Raw genomic sequence first — 14,162 nt, 5'->3', positions numbered from 1 at the left:
TAAGTATATCACGTGTTTTATACGGTATTAACTAAAAAAATGAGAGAACGCATCGGAAAGTTATCGTATTTATCAGCAACAAAAAAAGCATAGTCTTAAGTAAACTACGCTTTTCTTAAACACTTCTGTATTATTATGGACCGCTTGTTTATCTATGCTATTAAGAATTAACAGATACTTCCTTGACCTTCGCTGCTGATTTATCTTTTGGCAGCTTAAGTGATAACAGAAATCCTAACCCGCTAACTACTGTAATAACCAAAAAAGTTATTCCTAACGCCATTTGTTCCGAACTTAAATGGTTGTCAAGGCTTGTGTAAAAAGAGACTAATATCGATATTCCAACAGAACCTGCTATCGAGGTCAAGGTACTATACACAGCTACCCCATGTCTGAATAGGTGTTGAGGCAATATATTCATAGCACCTGTTTGAACTGGCGTCATCAGCATACCAATCCCAACCATTCTTATCGTATATAAGATAACAAGGAGCAGAATTGACTTTTCTATATTTAAGATACTTAAAGGGATTGTAGATAGTGTAATAACCCCGAATCCAAGAACGACAAGCAATTTCACCCCAACTTTATCAGTGATTCGTCCAACAAATGGTGATATCAGCCCCATTAATGCCGCACCTGGCAGCAAAATAAGTCCTGAAGTAAGGGCAGAAACTCCCTCCACATTTTGCGTATATAACGGGACAATAGTTTCTGTACCAAACATTGTTCCAAATGCAATCGCAATCAGTATGCTAGAAACTGTAAATGTTTTGTATTTAAATACTCTAAATTCAAGCATTGGCTGAGCAAGCTTTAATTGTCTTTTCACTAACAATATTAGTGCAACAATTCCGATACTGACCCATGCATAAGTAATCAGGCTTCCCCAGCCTAACGATCCTGCAAGACTGAGTCCATATAGAATTCCTCCGAAAGCAAGGCTTGATAATATAATGGAAAGACTATCAATACGCTCATCTTTATTTGTTTCTGTCACATTCTTTAGTGTTACAAGCGAAAAAATTAACACTATTAAAAGCATTGGGAGAGTACCGTAAAACAGATAGCGCCATGATAAAACATCTACAACTCCTCCAGCTAAGGAGGGACCGATTGCAGGGGCAAAACAGATTACTAGAACAAGCAAGCCCATGGCACTTCCCCGCTTCTCTTTTGGAGTTATTGTTAAGATGATATTGGAGACTAACGGCATCATAATGCCCGCACCGATAGCTTGAATAAATCTTGCCATTAGCAGCATCGAAAAGGAAAAGGACAAAGCTCCTAATATAGTGCCTATTAAAAAAATGATTACAGCAGAAAAGAATAATTGCCTTGTTGTAAACCTGGCAATTAAAAATGCTGAGATAGGAACGACAATTCCATTTGTTAGCATAAAGGATGTGATAAGCCATTGTGCATTATTGGCATCTGTATGAAACTCCTCCATAATTTGCGGCAATGCTGTAATTAATAATGTTTGATTTAAGACTGCAATAAAAGTACCGACTAATAATAAGGTCATTAATATTTTTCTGTTGTGTATCGTTATAGTGGTTGATTCGTTCATCTTGTGCCCTCATTTCTGATTACATATAATTTACAACTCTCTTTCATTTTAGCGATTTTCTTTTAAAAGGACTTTCTCATCCTTTTTCACAAAGTATTAAATTTTTATCCTTCCTTTACTGCTCCCTTATTTAGATTAAAAATTTATGGTCATTTTTTAATCTCTCGTACAAAGACATAAAAAAACACGCATTTATTTATCCCCTATGCTTGCTAAAAGAAGGTTCAAAAAGAACTGCGTGTTATGATAACCCTTACATTTTATTTATTGTCTTTATTGAGATGTTTTTCATCTAAGCTTTCTCTAATTTTCGCTGCCTTTTCTTCTGTTAAGCCATACAATTTAACTGGAATAATAGCTAACAAGAACAAGATGGCTGGAGCAATATTAACTACTAGATTGATGCCGTTCATCGCTTCTGCGGTTTGTTCTGCATTGGCAACATACCCAAAAAATCCTAGTAACGAAACAGTTGCTGCACCGCCAATAGCGCTGGCAAATTTCGTAGCAATACTCGTTGCAGCGTAAGCGGTACCATCTGCACGCACCCCTTTTTTATCCTCCATTTCATCAATCGCATCAGGCACCATCGCAATTACAAGTGGAATACCGAATTGCGTTAGTCCAAAAATGAATGTCCCTATTAATAGTAACGGTATATTATTAAAATCTACAAAATATAAAAGAAGAAGTGAAAGAGACGCTAAACTGTAAGAGATGTATAACATATTTTTTTTGCCAATGTTTTTAGCAAATCTTGCAAATACGATAATCCCGATAGCTGCGCCTATGGCTGGTAAAGGCATGAATAGCGCAATTAAATCCATCCTTTTTATAACATATAGGTAGTAATAAATCTGCACTCCCATTCTGCCAAAAAAGGCGGTTAAGGAAACTAACAATATAAAGAATATACATATTAAGGATTTACTCGTAACAATAGCTGCAAGGGAATCTTTAATAGATATTTTATTTTTATTTATCGGCTGAACCACTTCCTTACATTTGAAAAAAACCATATAAAACAGCGGGATAGCAATTACTGAGAGAACAAGCGCTGTCATGGTATATCCTTTTGCCGTTATTTGCTCTCCTGTGCCTCCACTAAAAAACAAGATTAATGGCATAGAGATAACAGCAAGCAACACACTGCCTAGGTTTGTGAAAAGCATCCTGAAGGAGCTTAATGCTGTGCGTTCACCAGAATCTTTTGACATTACTGCAGCTAAAGATCCATAAGGTAAATTAACAACTGTATATAACAGCCCTAAACCGATATACGTAAACAAAGCCCAGGCAATTTTAGCTTCCGTATTTCCGCCAAAACCAGGAGCTGTGAAGGCAAGTACACTGAATAAAGCGAGAAATGGTGTCCCATATAATATATATGGTCTGAATCTGCCATATTTTGATTTTGTACGATCTGCTAAAACACCAATCATCGGATCTTTAACTCCATCTAAGATTCGAGCAACTAACATAATCATCGCAACAATTGCTGGTGTAAACCCAACTACGTCCGTATAAAAAATCGTAAGATAGGAACCGCTGAAGCTCCAAAATAGCTGACTTGCAAAATCTCCTAATCCATAGCTAATTTTGGTTGAGAAAGACAGTCTTTCCTTATCCTTCACGATTATGCTCTGTGAACTTATACTCTCTGTAACAGCATTACCATCCAAGCCTTTGCTCATTTATACTTACCCCCTTATATTATATAAATCTTCCAAATCAGTTCACTATTATAATCTCTTCCTCTCTGCCTTGTATTTACAATAAGTTAAGCGCTTACTTAATCATATTGTATATACATCACCTTCCTGCAGATATCCTTTTTTTACACTGTTAGCACATGATATTTAATCTAATAAATATCTGTTTTTACAATGGGTTAAAAATTGCATACTGCTTTTACCTAACGTTTTGTCAGCAAAAAAAAGCCCATACTTTTAGTATGGGAGCTTACCGAGCAATCAATATTATACTGTTTGTAGATTTTGTAATATTTTACGTTCCATTTGTAAGTGGCGTTTTGTCATTTCAACAGCATTTTCTGATGCTTCATATTCTGACATAATATAGCCTGTAAATTTAGAATGCTTGATAACTGGCAATATATCTTCATACGGAATACTCGCTTCTTCTAAATGATCATACATATAATGAAACTTCCCATGAAAATATAAGACATGTGGCATTATTTTCGCTAGTCCTGTTAAATCAGGTTGGCGGGTAAACGTTACAAAGCCATACATTCCCTGAAAAGCTCCCATTACCGCCTCATTCGCTCCAGCATGGATTAAACGTTGTCTAGCTTCATTTTGTGGGATGCTGTCATAGCGAAGATTAGCAGCCATTTCTAACAGCTCTAATGGCGCACCTTTTTCTAATGCTTCATCCCAGTAAACTTTATTTGGCTTTGTTGCAAAACAGCCGAAGTCTGGAACAAAGCCAATATATTTGGATCCTGTTTGCTCAAATATTTCCACATACTCCTGAACCTTTGGAGAAGATGGTGTTTGCGGATTATGAATCTCAACACCTATTTGCACTCCGTAATTCTCAGCATAAGGAATTAATTTCGAAACTGCCGCTGGTGATAAGTGTGGTTGTACCCTCATTAATTTACATCCCAATTTGCTTGCTGTTTTTATATCTAAAATTGTCGACTGCACTAATTCATCATCTGTTAAATCTCTTCCAGTTATGACACCTCGATCAGCACTAGCTCCGTAAGAGACAAAATCAATTCCATAATGATCGATCATGCTTTTCATTTCATTCACGACTTTTTCACTTGCATATGGGTAAGAAGGCAGCATGGTTGCCCCAACTAGCTCAAAGCCTTCCGCCCCTATTTCTGCCGCTGAACGGATACAATCTTCTAATGATAGCTTGCCTTTTACAAAATCTGTTGAAAAACTAAATAGGGAAACTCCTAATTTTATCTCAGACATCTAATTTAGTTCTCCCTTCCTTCGTATTTAGTGTCAGCGTCTTGCTGCCGCAAGAATCTAATACTGCGTAATTGTGGTTATCTGTATTTCCAGGAACATACATATATGCATTTCGAAGCAAGAGGGTTACATCAATCTTATAATCCCCCTCTTTTATTCCTCCTGGAGAATAAACTTTAATAGTAGCTGGCTTATCTACATTCCAAAATTCTGAAACTAAATTAGGCAATTGACCTATTGTGAATTCCTTTCCATTAAGACAGAAATTAATATCATTTGAATCAATTATTTTATCGTTTACAGCAATTGATAGCTCTTCAATGCAAGATAAGTAATGACCGCGATAATAGCTTAATCTTATTTGAAATTCATAGCCAATCTTTTTTCCATTTATTGTTGTGTTAATTAAACTATTATCTACGACAGTATCAACAAAAGGCAATTTCATTATGAACGTCATTTTGTTACTCCTTTTCAAAAATAATTTCTTTCCCTGTTTCTGCTGACTGGTAAATAGCGTCTAAAATTTTCGTTACGACAAACGCTTCCTCTGGTTTAACAAGGGGTTCTTTATCTTCTCGGACAGCCTCTAGCCATTGCTTTGCTTCGAGCACTTCTGGTGAGTTATTGCTGCCATCGAAATAGGCAATGTTTCCAACCGGTGATCTTCGCTCTTCCACTAATCGTCCATTATGTGTTGTGTTATAAACTAATTCTTTATCCTTATAACCCATGCCCGAAATGATTTCTGCTCCTCCTTTTGTGCCACAAAGAGTAGTTGCCGCTTCTTTTGCGTTTAATATGTTTAGTGCCCAGGAGGATTCAAGGAAAATAGTGGCTCCGTTGTCCATTTTGATATATCCAAATGCTGAGTCTTCTACTTCAAATGTTTCAGGATCCCACGGACCAAATAAATTTCCTTCTGTAGCTTCTGCTAAGCTGCCAAGCTTATTAAATACAGAGCCTGAAACAGAAACCGGCTTATAATTATTCATCAGCCATAAAGTAATATCTAGAGCATGTGTACCAATATCAATTAGTGGCCCACCGCCTTGTTGTGATTTATCAGGAAACACTCCCCAAGTTGGAACAGCACGACGGCGGACAGCATGTGCTTTTGCAAAATAGATATCTCCAAGCTCTTCTTTTTCACAGGATTTATATAAAGCTTGTACTTCCTCTCGAAATCGGTTTTGATAGGCTACGGTGAACTTCTTCCCAGACTTTTTCCAAGCCTCCATCATTTTCGCAGCAGCCTCTGTATTATGAGCCATCGGCTTTTCACACATAACATGTTTTCCTGCCTCAAATGCTGCAACAGTAATCGGACTGTGCATAACATTAGGTGTTAAAACGTGTACAATATCAATAGATTCATCTTTTAATAGTTCCAGATAATTCTCATAAACCTTTGCATCGGTTGATCCAAATTCCGCAGCTGCTTTTTCTGCACGTTCGATATGAATATCACAAAAAGCTACCATCTCACACATCTCTTTAAATTGCGATAATGCTGGAAAATGTTTTTGATTAGCTATTCCGCCACAACCGATAATTCCGATTCGAAGTTTACTCATTTTAAGTCTCCTTTATTTTTCAGGTATATTGGTTCCGCTTACAAAGATAATTTTACCTTTTATTTCAGCATATTCCTTTTCAATTCTTAACATCTCAAACGCAAATTTTGGACTTTTTCTAGGCTCTGTTTCAAATGTAAAACATAAGAGGTTAAAAGTTACGGTGACATTTTTAACCTCTTATGTTTATAACTATTTTTCAGGCAAAGGTTTTTTACACAGCTTGCTCCTATCTTTAAGAACCAATAAAAAAAGAGGATGAAAAATAATGATCATTTTTCATCCTCTTTTCTGGCATCTGCTCATTCTCGATATAATAAATTCAATTCATACAATCTGATTTCATGCGGCTTGAGCTCTGCAGTTATTTTGATTGCATTGTTTTCGACATAAATATGATCAACTTTCATGGAAGGTACACATCTGCGCTTTAAATATCCAACCTCGTCTGGCTTCATATCATAAACAGAACCAAAATTTAACCACTCATCAAGCACACTGCCTTGTTCTCTGTTTAGGATTTGTTCTTTCATTCTGTATTCACCCTTGGTGACACCTTGTATCTCCAATGAAATAGTAAGCTTGTCATTATTTTCAAAAATATCATATTGTTCCTTTATATCCGTGCTTCCTTCTGGATGTAAATAATAGGAATAGTCAAAGTGTTTATAATTAAAGCAGATGATTTGATATCTATCCCCTGATTTTTTGGTGATAATATAGTTCGGTCCCTTGGCAACAAGGATTTCCCCTAAATGTTTTAATAATACAAAGGCATGATAACCAGGTTTTCTGATTCCATTTTTCGTAACGAGCCCTGCTCCTCCATGGAGAAGATTTTTAGCATCTCTAAAATCACTAAAAATATCGGAAAACATCCAATAGCCCATCATATTAACATTTTGTTTAATATTATCTACAATATTCTTCACTATATATGCCGCTTTAAAGCAGCTGTCATTAAGATAATCTCTGTTAGATATGGAAATATTCCACTCTGTTACATTAAGCTCCATATTGTCAAAACCAGCGTTCAGCATAGATTCTCTTACCTGCTTAAGCTTCATCTTCATATAATCAGGATTGGTAGAGAGCATATTCTTTTTAGGAACATTTCTATCTGAATCCACTTCAATGGAGTACAAATAGATCGACAAAAAATCCGGCATTACTCCGTTCAATTTCCACTGTCGAAAGAACTTATCTAATTTTTCCCTTTCTAAATCCATAGGCAATCCACATCCACCAACTTTAGCAGATGGAACAATTTCATTTACCGTCTGTTTTAAGCAGCTGAAAATATTAAAATATCCCTCAAACTGCCCCGGGTCATGCCGGATGTTTTTAACAAAATTATTACTAGGATTCTTTAAATTATGTATAGGATCAATTTCATTGCTCCAAATTTCAAAGTACCATGTTTCCACTTCTTCAATACTATATCGTTCAATACAATGTAATAAAAACGCTCTTAATAATTTCTTCCATTCTTCAAGTGATCTTTTACTGTTTGTTTGAAATGTGATGGTATGCTCAAAAGACTTGGACACTATTTTCGGCTTGGGTCCAAGTTCAATAAACGGTTTTAATCTATTTTTTATTAAAAAATCCAATAACTTATTTATATTTGTAAAGTTGTAAGTGGAATTATCTTTAGAATAGTCTTCCACATGCATTTCATCACTAAATAATCCCCAAAACCTCGCATAAGTAAATCCTATTTCGTTTTGCATAAAAGTGATTTGTTCCTGCATATCTGAGCTTAATATATCGGTTGCATATCCTATATTAATTGTTTTGTTCCAATATTTTGTAAAAGCATCCATCTTGCCTAATTTAACTATAATATCCTTTTCTTCAGAAATCTTCTTGGTTAAATCGTCTGCTGTAATTACATCTTCTAAATATGTACGTAATGCTCTAAAAGCCTCTTTTTTTTCAGCTGTTTTATCTTCTTTTAAGATTTCATGTTGTTCCTTTGGTTCTATATGCTGTTTTCTATATTCTATTGGTTTCACCTGAAATCTTTCATTAAAGACTCTATTAAAAGCTGCTAAATTAGGGAAACCATTGTCTAATGCAATTCGGGTAATCGATTTATTTGTGTATATTAACTCATTAACTGCATGTGCTACTCTAACTTTGTTTACATATTCGGAGAAGGTTTTTCCTGTTTGCTTTTTAAAGAACTTCGATAAATACGGCACTGTTATATATTGAATACTTGCAACCTCTTCAAGGGACAATGGCTCTCTAAAGTTATTCTCAATATATTCAAGTATTTCTACTAATCTTTCATTTTGACCATTTTCTGTTGTATAACTTCTTTTTTCAAGCGGCCTGCTATCCTTTAAATACTCTAGCTGAAGGATAGAAATTACGTTAAACACTTTCTCTAAAAAAAATACCATCGAGGAATTGCGTTGATTTAAGTAAACAGCCAACAGCTCATCTAGGCTGCTTCGCAGTTTTTGATGTGATAAAGCTATCTGTTCTATTGAATTACATTGAAATAATGGATTTTCCTGACCAAGAAGAGAGCAAGTTTGCAAATAATTCAAATGAAAAACGATAAATAAGTTATCAGAATCAGAATGAAAAGAATGCAGCTCGTTTGAATTAACAAGTAGAAAATCAGATTTATTCAGTTCGGTCGTTTTATTGTTCGCTTTTACCTGTAAATTTCCCTTTATGACATAGATTATTTCTATATCCTTATGGACGTGATCAAGGGTACTATTGCCATGCATGACGGAAATAGCTATAATTTTTGAATCTATTGAAGTTTGGACAGTTTGTGTATTAAACATCCTTTAGCCTCCATAGTTATTCTATTTTTTCTTAAAAACTGCCGCTATAATCTTGTTAAAAAAAGGGGAGGACCTGTACTTACTAAACACAGGCCCAAACTTACTATTTATCTAATAAATTACTTAATAAGGTTTGATGATAACTTACCTTTTTAATACTATCGACCTCCATAAAATCTTGTATATGCCGATTCCCTTCATATTCACTATTAATATATCCTTCGTAACCAGCCTCCGCTAATATGTCAATAATCTCCTTATACGGGATACTAGGCTCTTGATAATCTTCTGTCACATCATAAAATTTACCATGGACATGCATGATATACGGTATATAATTCTTCAAAATATGCGGATCTGTGTATATTAAATGCTTTGCCAATTCAGCATAAGCCAGGTCCACTTTATTGGAATTTTCCATACTAGCAACAATTTCTAATGTTTTATCTTTTTCCACACCGTTTGCATAGTTTTCACTTATAAATTGGATTATTTCTGGTGTGCCACCGTCACGAATATATCTTTGTTCCATAACTGGTGGTATACGTTTAACAAAAATCCCTAAATCCGGCATTATTCCAAACCACTGGGTACCACTGCTAATGATATACTCCATTCTTTCCTCAAACCAAGGAGTTCCGAACGTAAAAGGAGAATGTACTTCCAACGCAATTTTTACTCCGTACTCTTCGGCATAAGGAATACTTGCTTGTACAACTTCTAGAGGTGTTGATACTAAAGTTCTGAGAATCTTAAATCCTAGTTTCTTTGCAAGCTTTAAATCTCTTACCATCATATCTACATTTTCTTCCAATGTTAAAAGTCGATTCGCATACAATTTATTATCTAAAAAGGCATCATACGCAACAGGCTCTACACCATATTGTTCCATCCAGCCAAACCATTGCTCAACAAATTCATCGGAAGCTTTCGGGTATCCAAAAAGCATTTGCTCTGGTAAAAGTTCAATCCCTTTTGCACCAGTTTTGGCAACTTCAGCAATACACTGTTCGAGATTTAATTTTCCTGTATAAAACTCTTCCTGATAACTATATAGTGATACCCCTCTTTTAATATTCGCTTTCTGTGTCATTTTTCCCACCCCCGTCATTAAATAATTAACTAATATTCTCTTCCAGTGTCAGTATCTTTTGATTTTCTCCTATATTTGGCCATGGTAGATAGGAGATTCGCAAACTAACAAATACGCGAACCTGATGCTCTCCTGGGTTTAATCCGCCTTGTTTTCGAACAAATAGTGTTGCTTTTTCGCCAAATTCCCAACGATTATTTATAACGGTTGCTAATTCTTTATAAGGGAAACTGCCGGAATTAACGGTGAACACCATATCATCCTGTAAAAAGGCTGTTCCGTTAACTTCTAGTTCTATATGATTAATTAAAGACAATGCAATACCTCGGTAGTAGGGAATCCGGATTTTCAGCTCAAAACCTATTATTTCACCATTATCTTCTACATTCCTAAAACCTTCCTCACACACTAAATATTGTTCAAACACAGCTTTATACCTCCCTCTAATTTTAGGATGAACCGTTTCACTTAAATTTGTAAGCGCTTTAGTAAATATTTTCTATACTATATCACTTGCTATTTTTTTATACAATTTAATTTCCCATGTTTAAGACTTTGCAGCCAGATATCTGCTTACACAAAATATTGACTTAAATAATTTTTGCTAATGATAATAGAGTCTTTTCTTGATTTTAATGAATCCTCAAATGCTTTATCCTCCACTTCAATCACGGCATTGCCTGTATAGCCGATATCTGTTAGTGCAGATATATAAGTACCCCAATTAACATCACCAAGCCCAGGTAATTTGGGAGATAGATATTCAAGGGGCGCAGCCATAACTCCTACATCATGTAAACGATCTTTATATATTTTCACATCTTTAAAATGCACATGAAAGATTCGATCTTTAAATTCATACACTGGTTTAATATAGTCCATTTGCTGCCAGACAAAATGGGATGGATCAAAATTAAGCCCAAAATTTTTACTTGGAATCAACTCAAATACTTTTCGAAAGATAGCTGGAGTTGTCATAAGGTTTTGGCCCCCTGGCCATTCGTCATTTGTAAAAAGCATTGGGCAATTCTCAATGGCAATTTTCACCCCTAAGTTTTCCGCATATTCCACAATAGGCTGCCAAACAGCACTTACCATTTTAAGATTTTCAGCTACAGACAGATGCTGATTTCTGCCAATAAAAGTGTTTACGAGATTCACATTGAGTTGTTTAGCAGCCTCTAAACATTTTTTAAGATGAGCAATATAATACTCGCTCTTTTCCTTATCCCCATCAAGAGGATTCGGATAGTAGCAAATAGCAGAGATTTTCACATTTTTAGCTTCCAGATAATTACGGATATAGTCAACATCTACATGTTCCACATCAATATGTGTTACACCAGCATATTTTCGGACCGCTTTTCCCCTTGGCCAAGCACATAATTCCACACATGCAAATCCGTTTTCTGATGCAAAATCTATGACTTCTTCAAAAGTACAACCATCTAAAATAGCACTATTAAATCCCAGCTTCATTCCTACTTCTCTCCTTTTTTCAATCATGGTTTTTAACTTAGTTTATTATTCTTACTCTTTTCTCTTTATTTTTAAAAAACACAGGTTCGCCCATACTTGCAGATACATAAAAGCAATCGATAATATCCATCATATATACACCATGTTCTGCAGGAGCAGATAATTCTTCAGCAAAAACAATGCTGTTTACAAAGTGTTCAAACTCATTCTTTAGCTTTATGTTAGGATTAAGAATTGGAGTAATATCAACAGTTGTGTCAAGTAATTCAGAAAAAACCTTCAGCTCCCCGTTAATAATGCTTGCTCCTCCATTTGTTCCTAATATTTCAAGGTATGTTTGATCGTTTTCAATATTAGAAGCCCAAGCAAATTCAAAATGCACAATAGCACCGGATTGAAGGCTTAGTAAGCCAGCAGCACTATCTTCTACATTAAAAACACCTGCTGGATTTCCACTGTAGCCATTTCTATTTCGAGTAGCTGTTTGGTGGAAATTTTGATAGGTTGCCCCTGTAACATATTTCGGCTCAGGCAGTCCCATTAAATAAAGAGCTAAGTCGAGAAAATGAACACCTAAATCAATCATAACCCCGCCTCCAGCAACCTCCTTATTTGTAAACCAAGTTCCTCTTCCTGGTATGCCGCTTCTTCTAATCCAACCAGTTTTCGCCTTGTATATTTCTCCTAAATAGCCGGCATCAATAAGCCTTTTTAAAAAAACCGCTTCATTTGTAAACCGATTATTTAGGCCAATCATTAACTGTTTACCTGATTTATTTTTAGCATCGACTATTTTTTGGGCCTCTATAGCATTTAGTGCTAACGGCTTTTCACAATGTACATGGACACCGTGCAGCAAAGCATAAATAGCGATTGGAGTATGAAAGGAATTAGGTGTACAAATGCTAACAATATCTAAATTTTCTTTATCAATCATGTCAGAATAGCTAGTATAGATGTTTTTAACATGATACTTTTTTGCTATCTTATTAGCATGTTCCTGATTGACATCACAAATGGAAACTAGTTCAATATTAGGCAAACTTAAATAATTGCTTAAGTGTTTTTTTTCTGCATTACTGCCGGCTCCAATTAAGCCATATCTTAGTTTCTTAGTCATATTAATCCTCCTGCTCTTTAAAAAATGAGTTTTTTCATAAATTCAATTGTATAATTCACACCACTCTTTCCAAGTTCCCCCGTCCAGATGGGTGAATGCGGTTCAATACTTAATCCCCCTGTATAGCCTTTTGCTCTTAATAAAGAAATAAATGATTTCCAATCAGTTTGGTCCAGTCCAGCCGGAGGATCATCTACTCTTGTTCCATTAACTATTAATGAACCCTTTAAATGAATATGATTAAAACGGTCACCCCAATCTAAAGTCTCCTGTAAATAGTCTCCACCAAAATACCTGCTGTGTGACGGATCGAATTTAATCCCTAAATCTTTTAAATGACCATGAATGATTTTCCAGACTTCCGGATTATGAACAAAATTCACTTTTCTGCAATTATAGGAAGAGATTTTGACTCCCTTTGGCTTTGCATAATCAATGAGAGCAGAAAAAAACGCGATTGCTGAAGAGCAATTATCATAGTAAGATAACTCATCCACATAGTTACAACCGCTTACAAAATTTCCACATTCTAATTCACTTGCAACATCAATTAATTGAAAACACTTCTCTAACTCAGCTTGTATGACATGCCCTTGCTTATCTAAGCGAATGGATTTCCATCTGCCTATGGAAGCAACTTCTATCCCATACTGCTTTTTCCACTTTATTAATTGGTTTCGGTTCTTATGGAACTCAGCAACATCCTGGCCTTCGTTCACGCATAGTTCGATAAAATCTAATTGGCTTTGATTAGCATCCTTAAAGCTTTCTCGGGTGGGTTTCGCGATGATTCCCAGCTTCATCCTTTTCACCTTCTTGAATTAAATTCACTTACATCATTATTTAGCTCTTCCATTAAAATTTTAGACTTTCTTTCGTCTTATTTCTTTCAATCTATTAACCAAAATGTTTCGTTCCTTTATTCAAACTTTTTTAGAATAATGGGCAAAATAAAAAGAGGTTAAAAATTAACAAGGAATTTTTAACCTCTTTCTGTAATAAGCTCAGTCTGTGACAACCTCCACCTTATCAGCTACTCTGTTGTCATCCAAATGAATGACCAACCACTCACTGTCTATAGAAACTAATCCGCGCTCCATCCCAAGATGATAAACAATATTATCATCCTCTTTAAAGTAGTTCATCTCGATATTGCTGCCTAACAAGGCAATAATCTCCTGTTCCTGTTTGCCCTTTAATGGATGGTTTGCTAATAAATCATCAATCATATAGGTTCTTTCTGTCTCATATTGAAGCCATTTATCGGTTGTGAATGTTGATTTGTATTCATTTTGGCCTAACAAATATAAACAAATGATTGGAGGAATGGTAAATAGCAGCAATGATATGCTGTTTGTAAGCGTTAGTTTACCTTTTCTCCTCATTAAGCCTGTAATCCAAATCAGCAATATGGGCACCAAAACAGCAGGAACACTTATGATGCTAAAGGAAGATTGACCAATATTAATGATAAATATACACGCAAAATAAAACAGTACGTAAAATGCTATTCCTAAAAAACGCCATATTAGCTGCCAATCTTGTTGCATTCT

General features: G+C 35.4%; 12 protein-coding genes. All 12 read right to left on the bottom strand.

Annotated features, from left to right (window positions below; translation table 11 throughout):
- Positions 1-160: 160 nt before the first annotated feature.
- A complete protein-coding gene (locus tag LXM54_RS02870; protein ID WP_233313584.1) occupies positions 161-1,573 on the bottom strand; it encodes an MDR family MFS transporter in 1,413 nt (470 codons plus the stop codon).
- 260 nt (positions 1,574-1,833) lie between these two features.
- Complete coding sequence (locus LXM54_RS02865; protein WP_233313583.1) at positions 1,834-3,267, bottom strand: MFS transporter; 1,434 nt, start codon at positions 3,265-3,267, stop codon at positions 1,834-1,836.
- A gap of 285 nt (positions 3,268-3,552) precedes the next feature.
- Positions 3,553-4,530 carry a sugar phosphate isomerase/epimerase family protein gene (locus LXM54_RS02860; protein ID WP_233313582.1) on the bottom strand — a complete coding sequence of 326 codons (978 nt, stop codon included), beginning with the start codon at positions 4,528-4,530 and terminating at the stop codon, positions 3,553-3,555.
- Positions 4,523-4,990, bottom strand: coding sequence for a C-glycoside deglycosidase beta subunit domain-containing protein (locus LXM54_RS02855; RefSeq protein ID WP_233313581.1), 468 nt, complete (start codon positions 4,988-4,990; stop codon positions 4,523-4,525). The genes LXM54_RS02860 and LXM54_RS02855 overlap by 8 nt, the downstream gene beginning before the upstream one ends.
- A 4-nt stretch (positions 4,991-4,994) precedes the next feature.
- Positions 4,995-6,107: a Gfo/Idh/MocA family protein gene (locus LXM54_RS02850; RefSeq protein ID WP_233313580.1), complete on the bottom strand. Its 1,113-nt coding sequence runs from the start codon at positions 6,105-6,107 to the stop codon at positions 4,995-4,997.
- A 302-nt stretch (positions 6,108-6,409) separates the two neighbouring features.
- Positions 6,410-8,917: a GH39 family glycosyl hydrolase gene (locus LXM54_RS02845; protein ID WP_233313579.1), complete on the bottom strand. Its 2,508-nt coding sequence runs from the start codon at positions 8,915-8,917 to the stop codon at positions 6,410-6,412.
- Positions 8,918-9,020: 103 nt separating this feature from the next.
- Positions 9,021-10,010 carry a sugar phosphate isomerase/epimerase family protein gene (locus tag LXM54_RS02840; protein WP_233313578.1) on the bottom strand — a complete coding sequence of 330 codons (990 nt, stop codon included), beginning with the start codon at positions 10,008-10,010 and terminating at the stop codon, positions 9,021-9,023.
- Between the two features lie 25 nt (positions 10,011-10,035).
- The gene (locus LXM54_RS02835; protein WP_233313577.1) at positions 10,036-10,437 is read right to left on the bottom strand and encodes a C-glycoside deglycosidase beta subunit domain-containing protein; all 402 of its coding nucleotides are present in this window, start codon (positions 10,435-10,437) and stop codon (positions 10,036-10,038) included.
- Positions 10,438-10,583: 146 nt separating this feature from the next.
- Positions 10,584-11,489 (bottom strand): sugar phosphate isomerase/epimerase family protein, encoded by a 906-nt coding sequence (locus LXM54_RS02830; RefSeq protein ID WP_233313576.1) that lies wholly within the window; start codon positions 11,487-11,489, stop codon positions 10,584-10,586.
- Positions 11,490-11,526: 37 nt separating this feature from the next.
- Positions 11,527-12,609 carry a Gfo/Idh/MocA family protein gene (locus LXM54_RS02825; protein ID WP_233313575.1) on the bottom strand — a complete coding sequence of 361 codons (1,083 nt, stop codon included), beginning with the start codon at positions 12,607-12,609 and terminating at the stop codon, positions 11,527-11,529.
- Positions 12,610-12,626: 17 nt separating this feature from the next.
- On the bottom strand, positions 12,627-13,412 hold the full coding sequence (locus tag LXM54_RS02820) for a sugar phosphate isomerase/epimerase family protein (protein WP_233313574.1): 786 nt from the start codon (positions 13,410-13,412) through the stop codon (positions 12,627-12,629).
- A 201-nt stretch (positions 13,413-13,613) separates the two neighbouring features.
- A complete protein-coding gene (locus LXM54_RS02815; protein ID WP_233313573.1) occupies positions 13,614-14,159 on the bottom strand; it encodes a hypothetical protein in 546 nt (181 codons plus the stop codon).
- Positions 14,160-14,162: the final 3 nt, after the last annotated feature.

This window comes from Bacillus sp. Au-Bac7 (assembly GCF_021341655.1).
GTDB lineage: Bacteria > Bacillota > Bacilli > Bacillales > Cytobacillaceae > Niallia.
Note: the sequence above shows the minus strand (reverse complement) of the source record. Positions and strands in the feature narration are given on the sequence as shown.